Source organism: Gemmatimonadaceae bacterium (assembly GCA_035533755.1).
Taxonomy (GTDB): Bacteria; Gemmatimonadota; Gemmatimonadetes; order Gemmatimonadales; family Gemmatimonadaceae; genus JAGWRI01.
Genome location: DATLTC010000048.1, coordinates 1 through 24,416 on the forward strand (window position 1 = coordinate 1; position 24,416 = coordinate 24,416).

General features: G+C 69.5%; 22 protein-coding genes and 1 tRNA gene. 9 read left to right on the forward strand and 14 right to left on the reverse strand.

Annotated features, from left to right (window positions below; all coding sequences use genetic code 11):
• Positions 1 to 765 (reverse strand): histidine kinase dimerization/phospho-acceptor domain-containing protein (locus VNE60_06770; protein HVB31216.1); only part of this gene is annotated, 765 nt, incomplete at its 3' end.
• 527 nt (positions 766 to 1,292) lie between these two features.
• Between VNE60_06770 and VNE60_06775 the strand changes: the two genes are divergently transcribed.
• From VNE60_06775 to VNE60_06785, 3 genes are read left to right on the forward strand one after another with little or no spacing between them, the layout of a single operon-like run.
• Entirely contained in the window at positions 1,293 to 2,888 is a 1,596-nt protein-coding gene (locus VNE60_06775) for an NYN domain-containing protein (GenBank protein HVB31217.1), read from the forward strand.
• Positions 2,885 to 3,541, forward strand: coding sequence for a DNA-3-methyladenine glycosylase (locus VNE60_06780; protein HVB31218.1), 657 nt, complete (start codon positions 2,885 to 2,887; stop codon positions 3,539 to 3,541). Before VNE60_06775 ends, VNE60_06780 begins: the two co-directional genes overlap by 4 nt.
• The gene (locus tag VNE60_06785; protein ID HVB31219.1) at positions 3,538 to 4,809 is read left to right on the forward strand and encodes a dipeptidase; all 1,272 of its coding nucleotides are present in this window, start codon (positions 3,538 to 3,540) and stop codon (positions 4,807 to 4,809) included. The genes VNE60_06780 and VNE60_06785 overlap by 4 nt, the downstream gene beginning before the upstream one ends.
• A gap of 72 nt (positions 4,810 to 4,881) precedes the next feature.
• On the opposite strand, the gene VNE60_06790 is transcribed toward VNE60_06785, so the two are convergent.
• From VNE60_06790 to VNE60_06820, 7 genes are all read right to left on the reverse strand, one after another.
• Positions 4,882 to 5,415, reverse strand: a complete 534-nt coding sequence (locus VNE60_06790) for a hypothetical protein (GenBank protein ID HVB31220.1) — start codon at positions 5,413 to 5,415, stop codon at positions 4,882 to 4,884.
• Positions 5,416 to 5,727: 312 nt separating this feature from the next.
• A complete protein-coding gene (locus VNE60_06795; GenBank protein HVB31221.1) occupies positions 5,728 to 6,933 on the reverse strand; it encodes a glycine C-acetyltransferase in 1,206 nt (401 codons plus the stop codon).
• A gap of 14 nt (positions 6,934 to 6,947) precedes the next feature.
• Complete coding sequence (tdh, locus tag VNE60_06800) at positions 6,948 to 7,973, reverse strand: L-threonine 3-dehydrogenase (GenBank protein ID HVB31222.1); 1,026 nt, start codon at positions 7,971 to 7,973, stop codon at positions 6,948 to 6,950.
• A gap of 223 nt (positions 7,974 to 8,196) precedes the next feature.
• Positions 8,197 to 8,454 carry a hypothetical protein gene (locus VNE60_06805; GenBank protein ID HVB31223.1) on the reverse strand — a complete coding sequence of 86 codons (258 nt, stop codon included), beginning with the start codon at positions 8,452 to 8,454 and terminating at the stop codon, positions 8,197 to 8,199.
• 346 nt (positions 8,455 to 8,800) lie between these two features.
• Positions 8,801 to 8,956 (reverse strand): hypothetical protein, encoded by a 156-nt coding sequence (locus VNE60_06810; GenBank protein HVB31224.1) that lies wholly within the window; start codon positions 8,954 to 8,956, stop codon positions 8,801 to 8,803.
• A 253-nt stretch (positions 8,957 to 9,209) separates the two neighbouring features.
• Positions 9,210 to 9,998, reverse strand: coding sequence for a hypothetical protein (locus VNE60_06815; GenBank protein HVB31225.1), 789 nt, complete (start codon positions 9,996 to 9,998; stop codon positions 9,210 to 9,212).
• Between the two features lie 64 nt (positions 9,999 to 10,062).
• Positions 10,063 to 10,965: a cation diffusion facilitator family transporter gene (locus VNE60_06820; GenBank protein HVB31226.1), complete on the reverse strand. Its 903-nt coding sequence runs from the start codon at positions 10,963 to 10,965 to the stop codon at positions 10,063 to 10,065.
• 50 nt (positions 10,966 to 11,015) lie between these two features.
• Here VNE60_06820 and mutM point away from each other — a divergent pair, with 50 nt between their 5' ends.
• A complete protein-coding gene (mutM, locus tag VNE60_06825; protein HVB31227.1) occupies positions 11,016 to 11,792 on the forward strand; it encodes a bifunctional DNA-formamidopyrimidine glycosylase/DNA-(apurinic or apyrimidinic site) lyase in 777 nt (258 codons plus the stop codon).
• 8 nt (positions 11,793 to 11,800) lie between these two features.
• Here mutM and VNE60_06830 read toward each other — a convergent pair whose 3' ends face one another.
• The 6 genes from VNE60_06830 to VNE60_06855 all read right to left on the reverse strand — a co-directional run bounded on the left by VNE60_06830 (position 11,801) and on the right by VNE60_06855 (position 17,573).
• A complete protein-coding gene (locus VNE60_06830; protein HVB31228.1) occupies positions 11,801 to 13,327 on the reverse strand; it encodes a M28 family peptidase in 1,527 nt (508 codons plus the stop codon).
• 74 nt (positions 13,328 to 13,401) lie between these two features.
• Entirely contained in the window at positions 13,402 to 14,568 is a 1,167-nt protein-coding gene (locus tag VNE60_06835; GenBank protein HVB31229.1) for a class I SAM-dependent rRNA methyltransferase, read from the reverse strand.
• An 8-nt stretch (positions 14,569 to 14,576) separates the two neighbouring features.
• Entirely contained in the window at positions 14,577 to 15,620 is a 1,044-nt protein-coding gene (mltG, locus tag VNE60_06840) for an endolytic transglycosylase MltG (GenBank protein ID HVB31230.1), read from the reverse strand.
• The gene (ruvX, locus tag VNE60_06845; protein ID HVB31231.1) at positions 15,610 to 16,041 is read right to left on the reverse strand and encodes a Holliday junction resolvase RuvX; all 432 of its coding nucleotides are present in this window, start codon (positions 16,039 to 16,041) and stop codon (positions 15,610 to 15,612) included. The genes mltG and ruvX overlap by 11 nt, the downstream gene beginning before the upstream one ends.
• Before the next feature lie 2 nt (positions 16,042 to 16,043).
• On the reverse strand, positions 16,044 to 17,333 hold the full coding sequence (gene rho, locus VNE60_06850; protein HVB31232.1) for a transcription termination factor Rho: 1,290 nt from the start codon (positions 17,331 to 17,333) through the stop codon (positions 16,044 to 16,046).
• Positions 17,334 to 17,499: 166 nt separating this feature from the next.
• Positions 17,500 to 17,573 (reverse strand) — tRNA-Arg (locus tag VNE60_06855).
• Between the two features lie 172 nt (positions 17,574 to 17,745).
• On the opposite strand from VNE60_06855, the gene VNE60_06860 reads away from it, so the two are divergent.
• The 5 genes from VNE60_06860 to VNE60_06880 all read left to right on the forward strand — a co-directional run bounded on the left by VNE60_06860 (position 17,746) and on the right by VNE60_06880 (position 24,299).
• Positions 17,746 to 19,563 carry a carbamoyltransferase N-terminal domain-containing protein gene (locus VNE60_06860; GenBank protein HVB31233.1) on the forward strand — a complete coding sequence of 606 codons (1,818 nt, stop codon included), beginning with the start codon at positions 17,746 to 17,748 and terminating at the stop codon, positions 19,561 to 19,563.
• Complete coding sequence (locus VNE60_06865; protein ID HVB31234.1) at positions 19,536 to 19,949, forward strand: SxtJ family membrane protein; 414 nt, start codon at positions 19,536 to 19,538, stop codon at positions 19,947 to 19,949. The genes VNE60_06860 and VNE60_06865 overlap by 28 nt, the downstream gene beginning before the upstream one ends.
• A 21-nt stretch (positions 19,950 to 19,970) precedes the next feature.
• On the forward strand, positions 19,971 to 20,120 hold the full coding sequence (locus tag VNE60_06870) for a DUF5989 family protein (protein ID HVB31235.1): 150 nt from the start codon (positions 19,971 to 19,973) through the stop codon (positions 20,118 to 20,120).
• Positions 20,120 to 21,967: a GDSL-type esterase/lipase family protein gene (locus VNE60_06875; protein HVB31236.1), complete on the forward strand. Its 1,848-nt coding sequence runs from the start codon at positions 20,120 to 20,122 to the stop codon at positions 21,965 to 21,967. Before VNE60_06870 ends, VNE60_06875 begins: the two co-directional genes overlap by 1 nt.
• Positions 21,968 to 22,082: 115 nt before the next feature.
• A complete protein-coding gene (locus tag VNE60_06880) occupies positions 22,083 to 24,299 on the forward strand; it encodes a patatin-like phospholipase family protein (GenBank protein HVB31237.1) in 2,217 nt (738 codons plus the stop codon).
• Positions 24,300 to 24,416: the final 117 nt, after the last annotated feature.

Below are 24,416 nucleotides of genomic sequence, written 5' to 3' on the forward strand. Positions count from 1 at the left end.
GGCGCGCGGCCCCTCGGGCAGCTTGCCGAACTGCGAGAAATTCTTGGCCAGCGCCTCGAGCCGCGCCGTCTCGGTGGCCAGCACCTCCACCGTCTCCGCCAACTCGGGCGGCGCGTCGCGCCGCAGCCGCGCCACCGCAAACCGGATGGGGGTCAACGGGTTCTTCAACTCGTGCGCCGCCTGGCGCGCTGCCTCACGCAGCGCCGCCGCGCGCTCGGCTTCCAGCGCCCGGGCCCGTCCCAACGCCAACTCGTCCGCCATCGTTCGCATCCGCGATCGCAGCAGTTCGAACTCCGGCGCGCCTCGCGACGCCGGTCCGGCCGGCAACGCCTCGCCGCGCCCGATCCGCGCCGTCCAGCCCACGAGCTCTACCAACGGCCGGCTCAACTGCCGGCTCAGGTGTCCGGCCACGCGCGACGCGCCCAGCCCCACCACGGCCAGCGACAGCAGCACCAGCACGGCGGCGGCGTACACGGCGCGGGTGAATACGAACGTCGCCCGTTTGGACTGGAGCAGGCTCTCGTGCAGCCGCTGCTCGTGCGCGTCGATGACTTGCCGCTGGGCGGGCGTCAGCGGCGCCGACCGCATGGCCGAGATGGCCCGGGCCCCGCTGGCGGCGGTGCTGTCCCACGCCGCGCTCGCGCCCACCAGGGAGAAGGCGTAGCGGCTGGTGGCGAACCACCCGAGGCCCAATACCGCCGACGGGATGAGCGCGAACGATAGGAGGATGACAAACAGCCGGCCGCGAAACTCGATACGCCTCACATACCCTCCTCCCTCCGTACGCGAGTGATTCGCGGCGGTTTCGCTCCAAACATACAGGCGCGGGACACGGCCAACCACCCGCATCACTTACCTACTTCCCGATAAGGCGATACATTAATTGGCTGACGTTCGGCCCTCCGCTCCAGCCGCCGCCATGGTGGCGGGGCGGTCCGCGGGCCGGGCGGCACGACGGCAGCTGCACGCCTGCCGGGAGAGCGACGCATTTGGGCGCGCCCTCCAAAGCGAGACTCTCCGCGACGCCGCTGGAACGTTGGGCGCTCGGCGGGTCGCGTGCCGATCGACGGGCGCTGCCCGGTGACGATCGTCCGCGCTCCATGTTCGCAGACGATCTGCCCCGTGCGCCTGGCGGTCGAACCGACAACCGCCACGAGTCCATGCGACTCGATACAGGGAAGGGCATGAACCCTCGAAATCAGCGCCGCGAGCCAACCCGCTCGCACGGCGCCCTCATTCACCGCGGCCCGCAGGCCACGGTCTCCCCCGTCCATTCCGTTGCTCCCGTCCCGATGCACGCGCCCAACGCGGCGCTCCTCATCGACTTCGACAACGTCACGATGGGGATCCGGTCGGACCTCGGCCACGAGCTCCGCAACCTGCTCGGGTCGGACATCATCAAGGGGAAGGTCGCGGTGCAGCGTGCCTACGCCGATTGGCGCCGCTACCCGCAGTACATCGTCCCGCTCACCGAAGCGTCCATCGATCTGATCTTCGCCCCCGCGTACGGATCGGCCAAGAAGAACGCCACCGACATCCGCCTGGCCATCGACGCCATCGAGTTGGTGTTCACGCGGCCGGAGATCGGCACCATCATCCTGCTGTCCGGCGACTCCGACTTCTCGAGCCTCGTCATCAAGCTCAAGGAATACGGCAAGTACGTCATCGGGGTCGGCATCCGGGAATCGTCCAGCGACCTGCTGGTCATGAACTGCGACGAGTACTACAGCTACAACGCCCTGGCCGGCCTCGTGAAGGCCAGTGAGGAAGAGTCCTCCCGCAAGTACGATCCGTGGGAGTTGGTCACCGAGGCGATCAGCCGCATGAAGCGCAACGGCGACGTCATGCGCTCCGACCGCCTCAAGCAGGTCATGCAGGACATCGACAGCACGTTCGACGAGAAGAACACCGGCCATTCCAAGTTCTCGAAGTTCGTGCAGGATGCGGCCGCCCGCGGGCTGGTGACGCTCACCAAGCTCGAGAACGGCCAGCTCGAAGTCGGCGCACCGGGCGAAGGCGCCAGGGCGCCGAGCGCGCCGGCCGCACCGGTCGTAGCGGGTGCCCCGGCGGCGGAACGTCCCGAGTCGGCGGCCGAGGATCGTGGACCACGGCGTGGACGCCGGGGTGGCCGTGGCCGCGGCCGCGGTGGACGTGGCGCCGAAGCGCCCCAGCTCGAGCTCGCGGCCGGCGCCGCCGGGGAGACCCCGCGCGAACCCCACGCCGCGCCTGCAGCCGCCGCGCCGGCGCCGTCGGCACCCCCCGCGCCGCAGCGCGGCGACGTGGTGGGCACCAGCGGCGAACGCCTCACGCGCACCGAGGCGTTCGATCTCGTGCGCCGGGCCGTGGAGACGCTCACCACCGGCGACGAGACCATCCGGGCGAGCACGGTGCGCCAGCGCGCGCACGAACTGCTCGGCCGTGACAGCGAGAGCCTGAGCGAGCGTAACTTCACGCGCATTCTCCACGACGCGCATGATGGAAATCTCATCGATCTGCGCCGTCGCGGAGACGACTTCGAAGTGTCGCGCGCGGCCGCGGCCGCTCCGGTGGCCGATCAGCTCGCCGCCGCGGCAACCGCCGCGGCGCCGCCCGCTCCGGCGCCGGCCACCGGCCCGCGCCTCGGGATGGGTCCGCGTGGCGGCGGCGCACGCGGCCGCGGCGGCAAGCCCGCCGCGCCGCCGCGCGAGCTGCTGTCCGTGGGGGTGGTCCACGTCGCGGCGCCCACACCGCCGCCGGCCGCGCCGGAGGAGGCGCCCGCCGCCAAGCCCGCGCGCGGAGGCAAGAAGCGCGGCGCGGCCAAGGACGCTCCGGCCGATGCGGCGCCTTCCGCGGAGAAGAAGCCGCGCAAGCCGCGCGCTCCGAGAAAGTCGGCGAAGTCCAACGCATGACCGCGGGCGCCGCGCATCCCGCGCGGCGCTCGCGTCGGCGCGCCGTGCTCCCGGCTCGCTTCTACGCGCGCGACACGGAACGTGTCGCGCGCGAGTTGCTTGGGGCCGTCCTCGAGTGCCACACGCCCGAGGGCGTTGCCGCGGGCCGCATCGTCGAGACCGAAGCGTACCTCGGCGAACACGATGCGGCCTGCCATGCCGCGGCCGGCCGTACCGGGCGCACCGAGCCGTTGTACGGGCCGCCCGGCACGGCGTACGTCTATTTCATCTACGGCATGCACTGGTGCGTCAACGCCGTTACGCGGGCACGCGGCCTGCCCAGCGCGGTGCTCATCCGGGCCGTGGCGCCCATCGACGGGATCGCGTTGATGCGGGCGCGTCGCGGCGCGTCGCGACGCGACGCCGACCTCACCAACGGCCCGGCCAAACTCTGCCAGGCGTTCGGCATCGACGTCCGCCACAACGGGCTCCCGCTCCAGCAGCCGCCGCTCCTCATCCGCGCCGGCGCGCCCGTGCCCGACCGCGACGTGCTCGTCACGCCGCGAATCGGGATCCGTCGCGCCGCCGACTGGCCGTTGCGCTTCACCGTGGCCGGCGATCCCTTCGTATCGCGCGCCCCCGCTCACTTTCCCGTACGGCGCTATTCTCGATGACCCCCCGATCGGTGGTCGCCCGGCTCACACCCACCCTCGCCCTGGCCGCCGCCTGCAGCGGCGGAGGCAAGCCCTCCATGCAGCAATCCGCTCCCCCGGCAGTGTCCGCCCACGCCATGCGGGTGTATCGCGACGCCGTCGTGATCGACGCCCACAACGACCTGCCGAGCCGCATGCTCGACGACGGCTACGACGCCGACGTGCGGCACGCGCCGGGCTACGGCAAGGACCTGGGCGACTCCGACGTCCCGCGATTCATGGAATCCGGCATCACCGCGCAGTTCCTGGCCGCGTTCGTGGACGCCAACTACGCGCGCGCCATGCCCGATCAGTCATGGCAGCGCGCCGAAGCGTACGTCGACACCATCCACGCCCTCGTGAACCGGCACCCCGACCAGCTCATCCTGGCCACCACATCCGGCGACGTGCTCCGCGCCAAGCAGCAGGGCAAGCTGGCGGTGTTCATCGGGATCGAGGGCGGCCACTCGATCGAGAATTCGCTCGACCATCTGCGCACGCTGTACGCGCAGGGGGCGCGCTACATGACCCTCACGTGGAACAACGGCAACGACTGGGCGGGATCGTCCATCGGCGTCAACGGGACCAGGACGGGCGGCCTCACCGACTTCGGAAAGGCGGTGGTGCAGGAGATGAACCGCCTCGGCATGCTGGTGGACGTCTCCCACGTCTCGGATTCCACCTTCTACGACGTCATCGCCACCAGCACCGACCCGGTGATCGCGTCTCACTCCAGCGCCCGCGCCCTGGGTGGCCACCCGCGCGACATGACCGACGACATGCTGCGCGCCGTGGCGCGCAACGGCGGCGTGGTGAACGTGAACTTCTTTGCCATGTTTCTGGACCAGAAGTTCGCCGCGGCCATGGACAGCGTGAAAGCGCAGGTGGCGGCCGAAGAGGCGGAGGCCGCCAAGCGGCCCGGCGCCGACACCGCCGGGGTGCGCGCCGAGTACGAGCGCAGGAGCGCCGAACTCGTTCACGCCCTGCCGCGCCCGCCGCTCTCGATGCTCATCGACCACATCGACCATGTGGCCCGCGTGGCCGGGGTGGACCACGTGGGGCTGGGGAGCGACTTCGACGGCGTGCAAGGCCTGCTCCCGGCCGGCCTGCGCGACGTGACCGACCTGCCGCGCATCGCCCAGGGCCTGCTCGATCGAGGCTACAGCGACGCCGACGTCACGAAGATGCTCGGCGGCAACATGCTGCGCGTGATCGAGATCGTGCTCGACCGGAAGCCGGCGTCGCACTGACGCGGCATGCCGCAAGCGACGAGCGGGCGCGGATCCAGGTGATCCGCGCCCGCTCGTGCAACCGGCGGCGACTCAGCGATCGATTTCGACGGAGCTGCCGAAGTTGTAGCGCACGCCCGCTTCGAGGGACGCGTTGAAGCCGCGGGCGTTGTAGATGAAGAACTGCGAGTTGGCGGTCCAACCCATCCCCTGCACGAACAGCGCGGCGTTGCGCACCTGGAATTGCGCGCCGAGCATGACCACCGGCGAGAACACCGACTTGTACTGGGCGATGATCGACTGGGCCAGGGAGTACTGGCTGTCGGAGCCATAGGGGCTCGACGGCTTCACGCTCCCCACCTGGTTGTACGTGATCCCGAGTCCCGCGTACGGATGGATGTTCGGGTTGTCCCCCGGGTAGCCCATCAGCGCCACGGTCACCCGACGCAGATCCGTCAGATTGAGCCGGCTGGGCGTGTCCGTGGGCTGCACGGAATCGGCGATCACCGCATGTTGGGTGAAGAACGATTGATCGAACGACACGTACAGGCCGCCGCGATTGCGCGTGATGAGCCAGTCGATGCCGGCCATCGGCGACGTCAGGTTGGCCTGGCTGGGAGCCGACATGAAGGTCCCACCGGCCTTCAATCCCCAAAACCACGAATTCTGGAACGGGCGTGCGGACTGCGCCATGCCGGCTGCTGGTACCATTGCCAGTACCGCGGCGGCCACCGCCAGCGAACGGATCGATTTCATACGAGCCCTCGAGATGAAGTCCGGTCCCCGCGCATGGCGGTTCCCCGTCACACGGACGAGGGTACTCCCCTTCGCGTCACACCTCACTACAGGTAGGACGGTAGGACGGTAGGGGGGTAGGGGGGCACTGCGTTACGCAGTCTGCCGTCCTACCCCCCTACGCTCCTACCGTCCTACCAGCCATCAGATGAGTTTCAACTTCCGGCCCACCAACCTGAACGCTTCGATGGCCTGGTCCAGGTCGGCCCGCGTGTGGGCCGCCGAGATCTGGCAGCGCACGCGGGCTTCGCCCTGGGGCACCACGGGGAAGCCGAATCCGGTCACGAACACGCCCGCGTCCAGGAGCATGTCCGACATCTGGATGGCGGCGGCCGTCTCGCCCACGATGATCGGGACGATCGGCGTCTCGCCGGGCAGCGGCTTGAAGCCGGCCTCGGTGATCCGCTCGCGGAAGTAGCGCGTGTTGTCGCGCAGCAACTGTACCCGCTCGGGGTGCTGCTCGATGAAGGCCACGGACGCCAGCGCGCTGCACGCCACGGTGGGCGGCAGCGCGTTCGAGAACAGCTGTGGCCGGGACCGCTGGATGAGGTAGTCGGTGAGCGCCGCGGGACCGGCGGTGAATCCGCCCGCCGCGCCGCCCAGCGCCTTGCCGAGCGTGGAGGTGATGATGTCGATCTCGCCGAGCAGTCCGAAATGCTCGGCGGTGCCGCGCCCGTTCTTGCCGAGCACCCCGGTGGCGTGCGAGTCGTCCACGATGAGCACGGCGTCGTGGTCCCGGGCCAGCTGCACGAGCTCGGGGAGCGGCGCGATCGAGCCTTCCATGGAGAACACGCCGTCGGTCCAGATGAGGCGGCGCTTGGCCGACCGGGCCCCCGCGAGCTTGGCCCGCAGGTCGTCCAGGTCGCCGTGCTTGTACACGGCCGTGGTGCACTTGGTGATTGCCTTGGCCAGCCGGATCGAGTCGATGATCGAGGCGTGGTTGAGCGCGTCGCTGACCACGAAGTCGCCCTCCTGGACGATCGTCGCGGTGAGCCCTTCGTTGGCGTTCCAGGCGCTCACGTAGCTCATGGACGATTCGCAGCCCACGAACCGCGCCAGCGCCTCCTCGAGCTCACGGTGCACGGTGAACGTGCCGCAGATGAAGCGCACGCTTCCGGTGCCGGCGCCGTACTTCCTGAGCCCGTCGATGCCGGCCTGGACCACCGACGGCTCGTTGCACAGCCCGAGATAGTTGTTGGAGGAGAGGATGATCACCTCGCCGCGGCCTTCCATGCGCACGCGGGCCGCCTGCGGCGACTCGAGGTGGTTGAGCTTCTTGTACACGCGATCGGCCTTGAGCTGGTCGATCGTCGCGTTCAGTTGGTTCACGAAATTCACGTTCACGGACATGGGGCTTCCTCTGGTCAAGCGATCTCGAATATCACCTTGCCGGCGGCGCCCGTCTTGATGGCGTTGATCGCTTCGTCGTACGCCTCGAGCGGGAACCGATGCGTGATCACGGGCGTCGGATCGAACATCCCGGACCGCAGGAACCGGGTCACCTGATGCCAGGTGTCGTACATGCGCCGGCCCACCACGCCGTAGATCGTGATGCCCTTGAAGATCACCTCGGTGGCGAGGTTCACCTCGATCGGCTTGGACGGGATGCCCAGCATCTGCACGCGGCCGCCCACGCGCACCAGCTCGAACGCCTGGTGGATGGCCGACGGGACGCCCGACATCTCGAGCACCACGTCCACGCCCAGACCCTCGGTGGCGGCGCGCACGGCGGCGGCCGCTTCGTTCGGGTGGACCACGTCGTGCGCCCCCATGCGGCGGGCCAGCGCGAGCCGGGTCTCGTTGACGTCGGAGGCGATGATCCGCGACGCGCCGGCCGCCTTGCAGATGCCCACCGCGAACAGGCCGATCGGCCCGCACCCGGTGATGAGCACCGTAGCGCCCGGGATGTCGGCGGTGAGCGCGGTGTGGAAGGCGTTGCCCATCGGATCGTGGATGCCGCCGATGTCGAACGACACGTTGTCGTCCAGGTGCCAGACGTTGGTGGCCGGCATCGCGATGTAATCGGCAAAGCAGCCGTCGCGGTCCACGCCGATGATGCGAGTGTGGGGGCAGACGTGCGAGTTGCCAGTGCGGCAGAGCAGGCAGCGGCCGTCCACGATGTGGCCCTCGGCGGTCACGCGATCGCCGACGTGCACGTCGGTGACCAGCTTGCCCACCTGGGCCACGTCGCCCGCGAATTCGTGTCCGACGGTGAACGGCGGCTTGCAGCGTCCCTGCGCCCACGCGTCCCATTCGTAGATGTGCACGTCGGTGCCGCAGACGCCCGCGCGACGCACGCGGATGAGGACCTCGTCGTCTCGAATCGTCGGCTCGGGAACCTCTTTCAGAGTGAATCCGGGAGCCGCAGTTTGTTTGACCAGCGCTCTCACGCGCGCCTCGCTTCAGAGTATCGTTGCGTTGGATGCGCGCTGCTTGGTGGCGCGCGCATGGAAGCTCGCATGCCGCATCAGGCGATGGAAGTCCGCGCGATCCGCCGTGCCGATTGCGTAAACTCGCTATTGCGCGTGACTTGGCACGTTCCTATATTCGCGCGGAGTAACTATTGACGCGAATTCGAGGATACTCGGTGGATTTATCGCGACGAGCGTTTCTTCAACTGCAGCAGTCGCAGGCCGCGACAGGGTTCGTCGTCGGCGCGCTCGCCGTCCCTCCGTCCTCGTCATCCGCATTGTCCGACGTCGCGATCTTCGCTCTTGCGCGCGTCCGGGAATCATCGACCATCTCCGCCGCGGGCACCTGTGCCCGTGGCGTTTTTGCATTCCAGTCGTCGTTCCAATCAACCAGCCGTTCGAGCAGTACCTCCACCGCATTTCGCCATCGCGCACCTCGCGCGATGGCCACGAGCTTCACCCGTCTCCGCGGAGCCGGGTGCAGCGGCGATCGGTAGCTTCGGCAACCGGGCGCTGACTCGCCGATCCACCGGGGGATCGATCGAGTGATGAACCTCCAATATTGGAGATTTCACCATGGCAGCTGCAAAGAAGGCCCGTAAGGGCGCGAAGAAGGCGGCGAAGAAAGGCCGCAAGACCGCGAAGAAGGCCGCGAAGAAGGCCGGCCGCAAGAAGAGAAAGTAGATATCTCTTCGTCGTGGTAATGAGAAAGCCGGCGCTCACGCGCCGGCTTTCTTCTTTGATACACGACGCGCCGGCGATCGCGAACGATCGCCGGCGCGTCTCATCCTCGGCCCCGCGTCGGCTTACGCCGCCACCGGCTTGCCCTTGCTGGCGCCGTCTTCCGGCGCCGGGCCCCACACGTACGCGCTGAACACCGGGGGCTTCTCTTCCTGCCAGCCCTGCGAGATCACGATCCCGACCGGCTCCAGCTCCTTGGACGTCTTGCGATCTGCTTTCATTATATCCATCACCACTGCCGCTTTCCCGGAAACCGCGGGGCCAATCGGCGGAAACGGAACATCGACCACCCCGGTTGCGCGACTCGAATGGTCGCGCGGACGCCGCTCTTATTGCACAAGCGATGCCAGCGTCCCCAAATCACCAACTCGTTGTGCCGCAAAGAGAAGCGAGCGACCCATCAACCGCGGTCCGGTCAATGCGTCGCTCGATGACACGCAGCCAAGGCTGCTTTACGTGTCGTTCTGATACGGGCTAAGCAATCTCCTTTCGCGCCACGAACGTGTTCAAGCCGGTGTCGCCGCGGTCCTCGTCCACCGTCACCGACCATCCGCGGTAGCGCGAGCGAAGCTCGTCCAGCGACGGCGAGGTCCCGCGCCCGCCCGCCGCGATCATCTGCACCAGATGCACGCCGCCGTCGGCGGTGGCCGACTGCAGCACCTCGATCACGCGTCGACGCGCCTTCATGTTCAGGCCCGCGAGCGCTGTGGGCGTGCAGATCACCGCCGTGAGCGGCTCCTCGGGTTCCCACGCGCTCAGGTCGGCGGCCACGGCGCGCACGCGCTCGGCGAGCCCCGCCTCGTTGGCGGCGTGCATCACGCGCTCGACCGTCCGCGCCTCGCGGTGGACCGCGGTGACCTGGCATCCGTTGGCGGCCAGAAAGAGCGCCGAGCCGTCCTCCTCGGTCATGCCGGCCACGAGCACGCGGCCCTCGGCGGCCTGCGCGATGGCGCGCACGGCCACGTGATCCGCGGTCAGTCCCCAATGCTCCGGCCGGCGCAGTTCCTTGGCCAGCTTGAGCCGCTTGCGTCGCCACGTATCGTAGCTCGGCAGCCGCAGGCGCTTGAAGATGATGCGGTTGACCTCGTCGCAGAGCAGCAGCTCGGTGAGGAGGATCTGCGGGCCCGTGCCCAACCGGGACACCGCTTCGTCCCCGACGCTCAGCAGGGCCGAGCGCGGGATCGACTCCTTGTAATTCTCGATTTCCTCATCGACGTACAACTCGTATTCGTGTCGAAGGGACCGCTGCGGTCGCAAGGCCATGCGCACCCGGATGAGGACTCACAAATGTTGTATCGTCCCGGCCGCCGCGCAAGCGGGGGTTTGGCTATCTGGGCTCGATGTGCACCACCACTTCCGCGCTGCCGGCCACCCGCGCCACCTCGGCTTCCACGGCGTCGGCCAGTGCGTGGGCTTCCTGCACCGAGGACGCGCCGGCCACCACGATCGTCATCTCCACGAACAGCTGCCCCGACGCCGTGGACCGCGACCGCACCGTGCGCACCTCGAGGATGCCGGGGACCGCGGTGGCGATCCGACGCAGCTCGGCGGCGTCCATGCCCCTGGCGTCCACCAGGATCGGCACCGATTCGCTCAGGATCTGCCAACCCGTCCACGCGATGAGCAACGCCACCGCGATGGCCAGCACGGCGTCGGCGCGCGGGGCGCCGGCCCGCGTGAGCAGGAGCGACGCGATCGCCAGCAGGGTGACGAAGATGTCGCTGCCGGTGTGTGCCGCGTCGGCCGAGAGGAAGGCGCTCTGCAGCGCGCGGCCGCGCCGTCGCTCGTACCACACCACGCCCGCGTTCACGAGCAGTGTGAGCGCCATCACGCTCACTTCGAGCAACGAGGCGGTGTGCGGCACCCGCGCGTGGACCAGCGACGTGATGCCCTCCCGCAGCAGCTCGAAGCAGGAGACCGAGAGGAATCCCACGATGCCGATCGTGCCCATGGTCTCGAACTTCGCGTGGCCATAGGGATGGTCCTCGTCCGGGCCGCGGGCTGCGATCGACACCAACGTCATCCCGATGACGTTGTTCAGCAGGTCGAGCCCGGACTCCAGGGTGGCGCCGAGCACGGAGAGGGCGTGGGTGCGCAGCCCGATCGCGAGCTTGATCGCCACCACGATCCCGTTGAGAATGAGCACCTGCAACAGCACGCGGCGCACCGCGGCGCTGCGCGCGTCGTGGGATGGGGGCGGGTCGTCCGACGATTGAGTTCCGGGGGGCATCGCCGCATCTTGCCCGGTCAACGGTCCCCCGTCAACCTGTCAGGCGGTCCATGCCCGAGTTGCCCGAAGTGGAGCATGCGGTCCGCGCCCTGCGCCGCGTGGTGGCGGGACGCGTGATCGCGCACGTTGCCCTGCTGCATCCCAGCCTCCGGCGGCGCGTGCCGGCCGGCGTGGCGCGCGCGCTCGCCGGCGCGACGATCGCCGGCGTGGAGCGCCGCGGCAAGCATCAACTCATCCATCTGGCCGATGGGCGCGTGCTGCATGCGCACTTCCGGATGACCGGCGACTGGTTGGTGGCGCCGCCAGGCGCCCCGCTGCCGCGGTTCGCGCGGGCGGTGTTCACGCTCGACGATGGGCGCCGCGTGGTGCTGGAGGATTCGCGGGCCCTGGCCACGCTCGATGTCCATCCGGCGGGGTCCCCGCCGCGGCTGGACCTGGGCGTGGAGCCGATGGACGCGGCGCTCACGCCGCAGATGCTCCATGACCTGCTCGCGCGCCGACGCGGAGCGATCAAGCCGGTGCTGCTCGACCAACGGGTGATCGCGGGCCTGGGCAACATCTACGTGGCCGAGGCACTCTGGCGCGCCCGGGTGAACCCCCGGGCGCGTGCATCGTCGTTGTCGCGCGTCCGGCTCGAACGTCTGATCGCCGCCATTCGCGCCGTGATCTCGCGCGCCACCGGATCGCGTTACACCGCGATCGGTGCCGCGCGGCTGAACGTGTACGACCGCGAGGGTCTGGCCTGCCGCCGCTGCGGCGCCAGGGTCCGCCGCGTCGTGCAGGCCGGACGATCCACCTACTTCTGTCCGGCCTGCCAGCGGCGCTGAACCGCGCGTCAGCGCTCGAGCTTGAACCCCGGATCCAGCGCCGGTCGCGTGGGGGCGTTGGCCACCAGCCATCCGGTCTCGTACATCCAGTCGGTCATGCGCGTGAGCTTGGCGTAGTCGATGCGCGACGCCTCGTCGCGTGGCGTGTGGTAGTCGGCATGCAGGTTGGTGGAATACATGAGCGCCGGCACGCCCCGCCTGACGTAGGGCACGTGATCGCTGCGGAAGTACCAGCCTTCGGGGTGCGTGGGCCGGTCCCAGGTGGAGTCGAGCACGAACTTCCCGGTGGCGGCGTTGGCGGCGAGCGCCATGCGCACGAGATCGCTGGAATTGCGGTGGGGCGGCTGCACGCCCAGCAGCGAGGCGGTGTCGGGGTTGTTGCGGCCGATCAGGTCGCCGTTGAGCACGGCCACGATCTGGTGCAGCGGCACCACGGGATGGGTGGCGTGATACCGCGAGCCGAGCAGTCCCCGCTCCTCGGCGCCGTGCCAGATGAACAGCGCCGACCGCTTGCCGGGCTCCTTGGCAAAGGCGCGGCCGATGGCGAGGATGGCCACGCTCGTCGACGCGTTGTCGTCGGCGCCATTCCAGATCGAGTCGCCGGCCATGGGAAAGCGCACGCCGTCGTGGTCGGAGTGCGAGCTGAACATCACGTACTGGTCGCGCAGCCGTGGATCGGTGCCGCGCACCTTGGCGATCACGTTCACCGACGGGTAGTCGAAGGTCTCGGTGACGAGGTGGATGGTGGCGCGTTGGCCGCCGGCGCGCAGCGCCTCGAGCATGTCGCGGTGGACGAGCAGCACCGGGGGGCCGTGTTCCGGGGCTCCGTACCGCCCGCCGGCCGCATTGGTGGCCGGGTCGTCCACGTCGTAGGTGCCGCGCGATGAGATCGCGGTGACGGCGTCGAAGGCGATGTCGCCGATGGAATCGGCCACGAGCACCACGGCGGAGGCGCCGCGCGCGGCGAGGCGCTGACCCTCGGCGGCGATCGCGGCGCGGGCGTAGTGCCATTCGGGGGAGTACACGCCGATGAACTGGCGGGTGTTGGGCGGCGGCGGAACCAGCGTCGCGATCGCGACCTTGCCGCGCACGTCGATCGTGGTGTCGCTGCCGTCGCCGGCAAAGACCGCGGGCGCGTCGATGTGCGCCTGCACGGTGCTCGACGAGGCGATGTCCTTCCAGAGCACCAGGGCGCGGTCGCCGATCATGATCGTGCTGGCGGGCGACAGGCGCGTGCGCTTGATGCTGAACCACTGGAAGTAGGTGCCGTCGTCGCCGGCCGGCTGGAGTCCCGCTTTGCGGGCCTGCTCGGCTTCCCACGAGGCGGCGCGCAGCTCGTCCAGGGTGCCGGCCTCGCGGCCGCGCATGGCGTCGCTGGCCAGATAGTAGAGGTCACGTTTGAGGTCGGCCGTCCTGATGGCCGAGATGGCCGGGGGCACGGCGGGTGGCTTGGCGTGTTGGGCGGCGAGCGGCGCCGCCAGCAGCAGCGCGGTGGCGGCGCTCCGTGTCGCGCGGCAGAAGGAGAGTCGGGACATGGTCGGGGCGAGGGTTGAGGAAGAGCGCCAAGGATGCGCCAATCGGCCGGCTCGCGCCAGAGGCGCGGCGGAGGTTAGTCCATCGCTTCGACGACCGCGCCCTTGATGTACCCCGTTTCGGGGATGGTCAGGATTTCTGGATGGTCGAGCGGTTGGCCGACGATCTCGCGCAGGGCGAGGCGGCGGCCCGAATCGGCGGCCGCGTGCTCGAGCATTTCCAGGAATCGCGGCTTGGACAGGTGGAAGCTGCAGCTGGCGGTGAACAGGATCCCGCCCGGCGAGAGCAGCCGCATGGCGCGGAGGTTGATCTCGTTGTAACCGCGGAGGGCCGCCGGGAGGGCCGCCTTGGTCTTGGCGAACGCCGGCGGATCGAGGACGATGGTCTCGAAGCGCGTCCGGTCGCGTTCGGCCTGCTTGAGATAGTCGAAGGCGTTGGCCTCCACCAACTCCACGTTCGTGAGGCCGTTGCGCGCACAGTTCTGGGCGGCGCGCTCGAGCGCCGGCGCCGAGCTGTCGAGGGCGATCACGTGCTCGGCGCGGCCTGCCAGGTGCAGCGCGAACGAACCGTGATAGCTGAAGCAGTCCAGCGCGCGCCCCCGCGCCAGGGCGCCGATGCGGACGCGGTTGTCGCGCTGATCGAGAAAGGCGCCGGTCTTCTGGCCGTCCCATGGGGCGGCGGCGTAGCGCACCCCGTGCTCCACGATCTCGATCTCGCGGGGCACGTCGCCGGTGAGCAGTTCCACGACGCGGGGCAGCCCTTCCTTGTCGCGGAGCGAGACGTCGTTTCGGGCCAGCATCCCGGCGGGGTGGAGCAGCGATTCGAGCGCCTGGACGATGTGCGGCCGCGACGGTTCGAGGCCCGCGCTCATGAACTGCAGTACCAGCCAGCGATCGTACCGGTCGCAGACCAGCGAGGGCAGCCCGTCGCCTTCGCCGTGGATCAGACGGTAGGCGTTGGCGACCTGCCCCAGCGGGGCGCGCCGCTCCACCGCGCTCGCGATGCGACGGGCCCACCACGCGGCGTCGATGCGCGCGTTCGGATCGCGGTCGAGCAGCCGCAGCGAGATCTCCGAGCGCGGACTCCACAGCGCCCAGCCGAGCGGTCGGCCGCGGGGATCCTGCACGGCCACCACGCCGGCGGCGTCGTCGGGACGTTGCGTGACGTCGCTGCGGTAGATCCACGGGTGCCCGCGCTCCCATCGTCCGGCGCCCTTGGCCGATACCACCGCATGGTGCGACATGGTGGGGATCAGTCCCGCTTCCTGACCGGAGGACGCGCTCGGGTCGTGTCCTTCCGGGCCGCGTCGGCCCTGGCCAGGGCGGCGCGCTCTCGCCGCATCTCGCGCACGGCCGCTTCGTGGCCCTTGTAGTCCACGCGGAACTCGTGATGCCCGTCGGGCGCCGCCACGAAGTACTTGTACGGCACGTGCGCGGGATAGAGCGCGGCGAGAATGCTCGCCTTGCCGGGCGACGCGATCGGTCCCGGCGGCAGCCCCAGGTGGCGATAGGTGTTGTACGGGGACTTCACCTTGAGATCCTTGTACAGGAGCCGGGTCTCGTGCTGGGGCAGGGCGTACTGCACCGTGGGATCGGCCTGCAGCAGCATGCCGGCCCGGAGCCGGTTCATGTACACGGCGGCGATCACGGGACGTTCCTCGGGGAGCTTGGCTTCCTTCTCGACGATCGAGGCCAGCGTCATCAGGTCGTTGCGCGACATGTCGATGGTGTCGAGCCGCGCCGTCCACGCCGGCTTCCACGTGCGCTCGAACTGGGCGACCATGGCGCCCACCGCTTCGCGCGCCGTGGTGCCTTCGGGGAACGTGTAGGTGTCGGGAAACAGGTAGCCCTCGAGCGTCGGTGTCGGCAGGTCGAGGCGCGCGAGCAGCGCCGTGTCGGTGGCCGCCGCGCGCACCGAGTCGAGCGGCACGCCCAGCTTGCCGGCCAGCAGGGGCTCGATCTGCTCGAGCGCGAATCCCTCGGGAATCGTCACCGTGCTGACGATGCCGCGGCCGCGGCGTAGGGCGTCGAGCACGGCGAACCAGCTCTCGCCGCGGCCCATCTCGTAGGTGCCGGGCCGGATACGCCGGTCGCCGCCGCTCAGATAGGCGAAGGCGCGGAACAGGCGCGCCGACCGTACGACGCCCGCCTTGGCCAGCGAATCGGCGGCGATGCGCACCGAGGCGCCGGTGGGCACGCTCACGCGGACGGTGGTGGAGTCGCCGGTGCTGCACGCGGCGAGCGCGCACGCCGCGCCGCACAGCACGATCCGGCGCGCGAGGCGGCTACGGCGCATGGCGGAGCGCATGCTGCAGGAGCACGGTGGCGGCGAGGGCGTCCACGTCGCCCTTGCGGCCGCGCGTGGATCCGCCCATCTCGTGCACGGCGCGTAGGGCGGCCGCCGTGGTGAACCGTTCGTCGAGGAGCCGCACGGGCAGGCCCGTGCGCTTCTCGAGTTCGGCGGCCACGTGACGCACCTCGACCGCGCGCGGCGTGTCGTTGCCGTTGCCGTCGAGCGGCAGGCCGAGCACGAACGCGCGCGCCTCGAGCGCCTGGGCGCGGCGCATCAGCTCGGCGATGGGCGGACGCTTGCCGGCGCGGCGCACGAGGTAGCCGGCGGGCGACGCGATGATGCCGGTGGGGTCGCTGATCGCGAGCCCGATCCGCCGCTCCCCCCAGTCCACCGCCAGCCACCGCCCGCGATCCGTCGCGTCCATGGTCAGCCGCCCTGGGCCATCTGGACGAAGAATTCCTTGTTGTTCTTGGAGCGCGACATCTGCTTGAGCAGGAATTCGATGGCCTCGGCGTCCGGCATGTCGGCCAGGAAGGTGCGCAGCAGCGTGACGCGGTTCAGCTCTTCCTGCGTGAACAGCAGCTCTTCCTTGCGCGTGCCGGAGCGGTTGATGTCGATGGCCGGGTAGATGCGGCGCTCGGCGATCTTGCGGTCGAGGATCAACTCCATGTTGCCGGTGCCCTTGAACTCCTCGAAGATCACCTCGTCCATGCGCGAGCCCGTCTCGATGAGGGCCGTGCCGATGATCGTGAGCGAGCCGCCGTTCTCGATGTTGCGGGCGGCACCGAAGAATTTCTTGGGCTTCTCGAGCGCGTTCACGTCCACGCCGCCGGACATGATCTTGCCCGAGTGGGGCATCACGGCGTTGTGGGCGCGGCCCAGGCGGGTGATCGAATCGAGCAGGATCACCACGTCCTTCTTGCTCTCCACGAGGCGGCGGGCCTTCTCGATGACCATGTCGGCCACCTGGACGTGGCGCTGCGGCTCCTCGTCGAACGTGGAGCTGATCACCTCGCCCTTGATGGTGAGCCGCATGTCGGTCACCTCTTCGGGCCGCTCGTCGATGAGCAGGACGATGAGGACCACCTCGGGGTAGTTCTCGGCGATGGCGTTGGCGATCTTCTGCAGGAGGATCGTCTTGCCGGCACGCGGCGGCGACACGATGAGCCCGCGCTGTCCCTTGCCGATGGGCGCGATGAGGTCCATCACGCGCATGCTCAGGTCGCCGCTCTTCACCTCGAGGCGGAGGCGTCCTTCGGGGTAGCGTGGCCGCAGGCTGTCGAACGGCACGCGCTCCCTGGCCAGCTCGGGGTCGCTGCCGTTGACCGACTCCACCTTGAGGAGCGCCAGATACCGCTCCCATTCCTTGGGCGGGCGCACCTGGCCCTGCACCGTGTCACCCGTCTGCAGGCCGAACCGCTTGATCTGCGAGGGCGATACATAGATGTCGTCGGGCCCGTTCAGGTAGTTCCAGTCCTGGCTGCGCAGGAACCCGTAGCCCTCGGGAAGCACCTCGAGCACGCCCTCGCCCCGGAGCAGCACGCCGTCCGCCAGCAACCCCTGCTCGATGCGGAACGTCAGGTCATGGCGCGCCAGCGTCTCGGCGTCGGCGAGCTGCAGCGCCTCCGCCATCTCGAGGAGGGCGGGAAGCGTCTTGCGCTTGAGCTCGGCGATGCTGACGAGGGCCGGCGAGGCGGACGGCGAGGGCGACGACATGGACGACACGGTGGCGTCGTGACGCGGGGTGGGAGCGCACGACGGGGAACGGACGGGAGGGTCGGCGTCGATGCTGAATCGACAGTGGGGTCCGCCGGAGGCGCGCCTCGGTGCGGATGCGCTCGGGACCCGCCGAGCGCCGGACCTGCGGTTGAGAATCGTGAGACGCGCGCGACAGGATTCGAACCTGTGACCTTCGGCTCCGGAGGCCGACGCTCTATCCAGCTGAGCTACGCGCGCGGGTAGTCCTCAAAGCTAGCCGGGGCACGCGGGGGGTTCAAGCGATCGCGCACATCTCCCTTTCGAGCCGCAGCGGGGACCTCTAATATGCCACACGTTCCGGGGCCGGGATCGGGGTGTTTCCACGCACCGCCCACGGCCCACGGCGTCCCGCCCTCGAATCCGTAGCCGTTTGCCCCACTTCGTGCTGGGCCTCTCCGCGTTCTACCACGACAGCGCCGCGTGCATCCTGCGTGACGGTGAGATCGTGGCCGCCGCCCAGGAAGAGCGGTTCACCCGCCGTAAGGGCGACGAGTCGTTCCCGCACCAGGCGGTGAACTTCTGCCTCCGCGCGGCCGGCATCAGCGCCCGCCGGCTCGACGGCGTGGCCTTCTACGACAAGCCGCTCCTCAAGCTCGACCGGATCTTCGAGACCTTTCTCTGGATGGCGCCCGCGGGCTTCGCGGCGTTCCGCCACGGCGCCCCACTCTGGGCCCGCGACCGGTTGGACATCGAGGGCACCATCCGCCGCGCGCTCGACGACTATCCGGGCCACGTGCTGTTCACCGAGCACCACGAAGCGCACGCAGCGAGCGCGTTCTACCCGTCGCCGTTCGATGCGGCCGCGATCCTCACCGTCGACGGCGTGGGGGAGTGGGCCACGGCGTCCATCGGGGCCGGCCACGCCAGCGTCGTCGAACTGCGACAGGAACTCCACTGGCCGGACTCCCTCGGCCTCCTCTATTCGGCGTTCACCTACCACGCCGGATTCAAGGTGAACTCCGGCGAATACAAGCTCATGGGGCTCGCGCCCTACGGCGAGCCCAGATACGTGGACGCCATCTATCGCGAACTGGTCAACCTGCGCGACGACGGATCGTTCACGCTCAACCAGCGCTACTTCAACTACCTCGGCGGGCTCACGATGACGAACGACGCCTTCTCGGCGCTGTTCGGCGGCCCGCCGCGCCGGCCGGAATCCGGCCTCACGCAGCGCGAGATGGACCTCGCGCGGTCGGTACAGGAGGTGTGCGAGGAGATCGTGCTGCGCATGGCGCGTTGGGCACGCCGCGAGACCGGACTCGGCGACCTCTGCATGGCCGGCGGCGTGGCCCTCAACGCGGTGGCCAACGGCAAGCTGCTGCGGGCGCGGGTGTTCGACCGCATCTGGGTCCAGCCCGCGGCCGGCGACGCCGGCGGGGCGGTGGGGGCCGCCCTCGCGGCGCACCACCAGTACTTCGGCGCGCCGCGGGTTGCCCTTCCGGGCGACGCGATGCGCGGGGCGCTGCTCGGGCCCTCGTATGCGGCCGACGAGATGGAACGCGAGCTGTCGCCGCTCGGCGCCGCGTGGGAGCGCGTGGGCCGCGACGGCGCGATCGCGCGGGCCGCCGAGTTGCTGGCCGCGGGCAAGGTGATCGGATGGTTTGACGGCGCCATGGAGTTCGGCCCGCGAGCGCTCGGCGCGCGGAGCATCCTGGCCGACGCTCGCGACGCCGGGATGCAGGCGCGGATCAATATGATGGTCAAGTTCCGCGAAGGGTTCCGTCCGTTCGCGCCGAGCGTGCTCGCCGAGCGCGCGGCGGAGTACTTCGAGATCGATGGGGAGTGTCCATACATGACGTTCGTGGCACCGGTGCGGGAATCGCGGCGGCTGCCGCTGGCCGAGGGTGAGGCGCGCCGTGGTTTGGACCGGCTCAACGTGCCGCGATCGGATATTCCGGCCGTGACGCACCTGGACTACTCGGCGCGGCTCCAGACCGTGACCGCGGAGCGGGCGCCTGGCCTCCACGCCGTGCTCGCGGCGTTCGCCGACCGTACCGGTTGCGCTTTGCTCGTCAATACGTCGTTCAATGTCCGGGGCGAGCCGATCGTGTGCTCGCCCGCCGACGCCTACGACTGCTTCATGCGGACGAATCTCGATGCGCTCGTCATGCCCCCGTTCGTGCTCATGAAGTCCGACCAACCCGTTCAGGACCCGGCCCGATGGCACCGACCACCAGCGCGCGATTGACCCGCGAACAGGGGATGAAGTTCGCGTTCACGCTGGCCGCGCCCGTCTCGGTGCTGTCGGCCGTGCTGGCGTGGCGGCAGCGGACGCTGGGGGCGGAGATCATGTTCGTCGTCGGGGGCACCCTGCTGATCGCGGGGTTGCTGGTGCCGACGCGGTTGGGGCCGCTGGAGCGCGGCTGGATGGCGTTCGGGGGTCTGCTGTCGCGGATCACGGGGCCGATCGTGCTTGCCGTCATCTACTACGTCGCTTTGACTCCGATTGCCTATCTGCGCCGGACCTTCGGTCGTAGTCCCCTGGCGCGCGATCCGTCGGCGCCGTCGTACTGGATTCATCGCCCGGCGCGTGACGCCGAGGAACGGCGCCGTGCCAATGAGCGTCAGTTCTAACCCGGAGTATCAATGGCTTCGATGAGCCTGTTGCGCCAGTTGTGGACGTTCATGCGCGAGCGCAAGAAGCTCTGGCTGCTGCCGATCATTCTGATCCTGATCCTTGCCAGCGCGCTGTTGCTGCTCGTGCAGGGCTCGGCGTTGGCGCCATTCATCTATTCGGTGTTCTGATGACGCGCGGGCGCTACTGGCTGTTCCTGATCATCACGGTGCTGACGCCGTTCATATTCCTGGGCGTCGTGGAGCTGGGGCTGCGCGTGGTGTGGCCGGGCGGGGCGGTTCCCGTGTTCGTGCGCGCGCCGGCGCAGATGGGGGACTATCTGCTGCCGAACCCGGCGCTCGCCACGCGGTATTTCAGCATCGAGCAGCGCCCGCCGAGCCCGATCGTCGAGCCGTTCGCCGCGCATAAGCCGGCAAAGGCGTTCCGGCTGTTCGTCCTTGGCGAATCGACGGCCGCCGGATTCCCGTGGCCGCCCACCGGCACGTTCTCACACCTCTTGCAGGACGTCCTGCGCGACGTGATGCCGGGCGACTCGGTGGAAGTGATCAACCTCGCCATCCCCGCCACCAACAGCTATGCCGTGCTCGATCAGACCGGCGCCGTGATCGCGCAGCACCCGGACGCCGTGCTGATCTTCCTGGGCCACAACGAGTACTACGGTGCGCTGGGCGTGGGATCGACCGAATCCGTGGGCTCCTCACCGGCGATTGTGCGCGCGTACCTGTGGATGGAGCGGTTCCGCACCTTCATGCTCCTGCGGCGCGGCGTCACGCGGCTACGTCGGATGTTCGCCACGCAGCCCGCGGCCGGCCCGCAGGCGGCGAGTTTCATGGAAACCGTGGCTGCGGATCAGCAGATCCCGCTGGATGGGCCGGCGTACCGGGCCGGCGTGCGGCAACTGCAGAGCAATCTCCAACGGATCCTGGCCAGGTTCCGCGAGGCGGGCGTGCCCGTGTTCATCGGCAGCCAGGTGAGCGACGATCGCGATCTGCACCCGTTCGCCTCGCCGGCGAACGCCGCGGCCGGCGGCGCCGACGCCGTGTACGACTCCGCGCAGGCGGCCGACGCGCGCCATGACAGTGTGGATGCGCGCCGGCTGTACGTGCGGGCGCGCGATCTGGATGTGGTGCGGTTCCGGGCGCCGAGTGCGTTCAACGACGTCATCCGGTCGGTGGCGCGCGAGGAACACGCCACGTACGTGCCCGTGGTCGAGGCGTTCCGCGCCGCGTCGCCGCAAGGGATCGTGGGCCACAATCTCATTCTCGAGCACGTGCACCCCAACCAGGAGGGCGAGGCGCTCATCGCGCGGACCTTCTGGCAGGCGCTGGACAGCGCGCATTTCGAGGGGCACGCGGTGCAGCTCGACAGCATGAAGCCGTGGGCCGATTACGTGGCGGGCATGGACATCACGCCATTCGACCGCCGGATCGTGGCGCATACCGTGGCGACGCTGACGTCGCGGTGGCCGTTCGTGCCGGCGGCCCAGGCAACCGACTATCGTGGCACCTACCGGCCGTCGGGGGCGGTGGACAGTCTGGCGTTCCTGGCGTCGGCGGGGCTTCCATGGCGGCAGGCCAAGGTGGCGGTGGGCGCCTACTATGAGAAGGCGGGATTCCCCGATTCGGCGCTGGCCGAGTATCGGGGGCTGATGCGCGACGTGCCGATCGCCGCGATTCCGTACGAGTTGGCGGGGCGCGCGCTGATGCAGATGAAGAAGCCGGCCCAGGCGATGCGGCTGTTCCTGCGGGCCTACGGTCTCCAGCCGACGCCGTTCAGTGCGTACACGCTCGGGGTGGACGCCGCGCAGCGCAAAGACTTCCAGCAGGCGGTGACGTATCTGCGCGAGGCGGTGAGCCTCGATCCGACCAATCCGCAGCCGGTGTATCAGCTGTCATTGACGTATGCGTTGATGCGGGACCTGCAGGGGGCGCAGGCCGCGGCGATGCAGGTGTATCGGCTCAATCCCAATTATCCGGGAATTCAGAACTGGATGCGGGCGTTGGGGATGGGGCGGTAGCGGCTGATCCGTGCTTGACGGAAGGGGGGCGGGTCCTGTTGCCTCCCACGCGGTCCCTGCCCATCGTCCATTGTCTCCTGGGGTCGCTCCACTCCGGTCCATCAGCCACAACTCCGTGCGTTTCCGCTTCACGCAATACTGCCTTGGCGCGGCCGCGCTGCTCGCCCTGCCGGTGGCGATGGCCCGGGCGCAGTCCACCGCCGTCCCCGACGGTCTCGCCGACGTTCCGCATCCCCGCGTCGGTCTCGTACTGAGCGGCGGCAGCGCCAAGGGCTTCGCACACATCGGCGTCCTCGAGGTGCTGCAGCAGTTGGGCGTGCACGTGGACCTCGTGACCGGCACCAGCATGGGCGCGATCATCGGCGGCCTCTACGCGGCGGGCTATTCCCCCGACCAGCTCGAGCACCTCGCCGTGGATGAGGACTGGGGACGACTCTTCCGCCGTCCCACCGATCGGCGGCAGCAGAGTCCCGCCGAGAAGGCGGCGAACGAGCGCTACATGATCACCTTCCCGCTGGAGCAGGGCCGCATCGGATTGCCGCCGAGCGTGATTCCGCGGCAGGCGATCGCCGAACGTCTGGAGCAATACACCTGGCCGGTGAAAGACATCACGGACTTCTCGCGCCTCCCCACCGCGTTCGGCGCATTGGTCACGGATCTCGAGACCGGCCAGCCCATCCTGCTGCAGCACGGCTCGCTGGCGCAGGTCATCGAGGCGAGCGCCGCCGTCCCTGGCGCGTTCGCGCCGGCGACGCTGGCCGACCAGCGCCAGGTGGTGGATGGGGCGGTGGTTCGCAATCTGCCGGCCCAGGACGCGCGCGCCATGGGCGCCGATCTGATCATCTGCGTGGACGTGTCGGAGCGCCCCGCGCCAGTGGACAGCCTGCACTCGCTCGTCGACGTCGTGAACCAGACGGTCGCGTTTCGCGTGCAGGCGTCCAACCGCATCGAACGGCCATTCTGCAACGTGGTGATCGACCCCGACGTCGGCGGCCTCTCGTCGCTGGACTTCGAATTGGCGCCGGCCTGGATCGCGCGGGGCCGCGCCGCGGCCCTCGCCCAGCGTGCCGCGCTCGTCGCGATCGCCGATTCGGTGCGCCGCGTGCGCGGGGTGCTGCCGCCGCGTCCGCCGATGCCTGCGGACGACTCGGTCTTTCTGCTGCAACTGAGCTGGACCAGGGTGAGCGAAGGCGCCGACGCGCTGGTGCGTTCGGCGATCGGACTTGCCGACAGCACGTGGGTTACGGAGCGCGAAGTGGCCGCGGCCATCGAGCGCGTGTACGCCACAGGCCGCTTCGACCAGGTGAGCTATCGCATGGCCGCGCGGCCCGGCGGCCACGATCTCATGATCGACCTCACCGAGGGCGACCGCGACGTGTTCGGCGTGGGAGTGCGCTACGACACGCCGCGGGGCGCGGCGCTCCTGCTCGGCGCGACGGTGAACGACTGGCTCACCCCAGGATCCAAGGCGGTGCTCACGGCGCGGTTGGGCGAGGAACAGCAGTACGACGCCCGATTCCTGCTCGGCGCGGGCCCCGAAGCGCTCTTCCAACAGACGTACCGCGCCACGTTCACGCGCACCCCGATGCCACTTCTGCGCGGGGCCGGCGTCGGCGGCCCGCCCACGCTGGACGTGCGCGAGTTGTCGGCGCAGATCGCCCGCATCCTGGGCCACGCCGGCTACCTGGGGATCGCGCTCACGCACGGCTCGTCGAATGACGGCTCGGCGGGCGCCGACAGCCTGTTCGCGGCGCGATCGCAGGACTACAACACCGTTGGCGTCGAACTCGCCCTCGACACCTACGACCGGATCTTCGCGCCGCGCGCCGGCGGCTCCGTGCTCATCGTCTCCGAGCACTCGCTGGCCGGCGTCAACGCCTTCGGGCGCCACTTCGCCGACGTCCAGGGCGCGTATCCGGTTTCGCGGCGCCTCTCGCTCCTGGGTCGCGCTGATGTCGGCTACGCGTCGGGGGCCGACCTGCCGCTGCACGATCGCTTCTTCCTGGGAGGAAGCGTTTCGTCGGCCGTATGGGCGTCGCAGTTCGTCCCGTTCGTGGGGCTCGATCCGCAGTCGGTGCAGGGGACGGTGGTGCGCGTGGCGCAGGCCGGCGTGCAGTTCGAGGCCCCGCGCGGCATCTTGATCACCGCGCGGGGCAACGTCGGCAACGTGTTCGACCGGTGGCCTGCGTCGGCGGGCCGCAGCGCGTATCTTGGCGGGGCCGGTCTCACCATCGGGGGCGTGCTCGCCCCCGGACCGGTCGCGCTCACCATCGGGACGCGCTCTCTGCGACAGGCGCCGGTCATCGAACTCACCTTCGGCGCCACCTTCTGACCCGTTGCCCCACATGAAGAAGCTCTCGGTACAGATGGTCGTGGCCGTGCTCCTCGGCACGATCGCCGGCCTCCTGGTGGCCGCGGCGCACAGCGCCGCCGCCGATCGCGCGGTGTC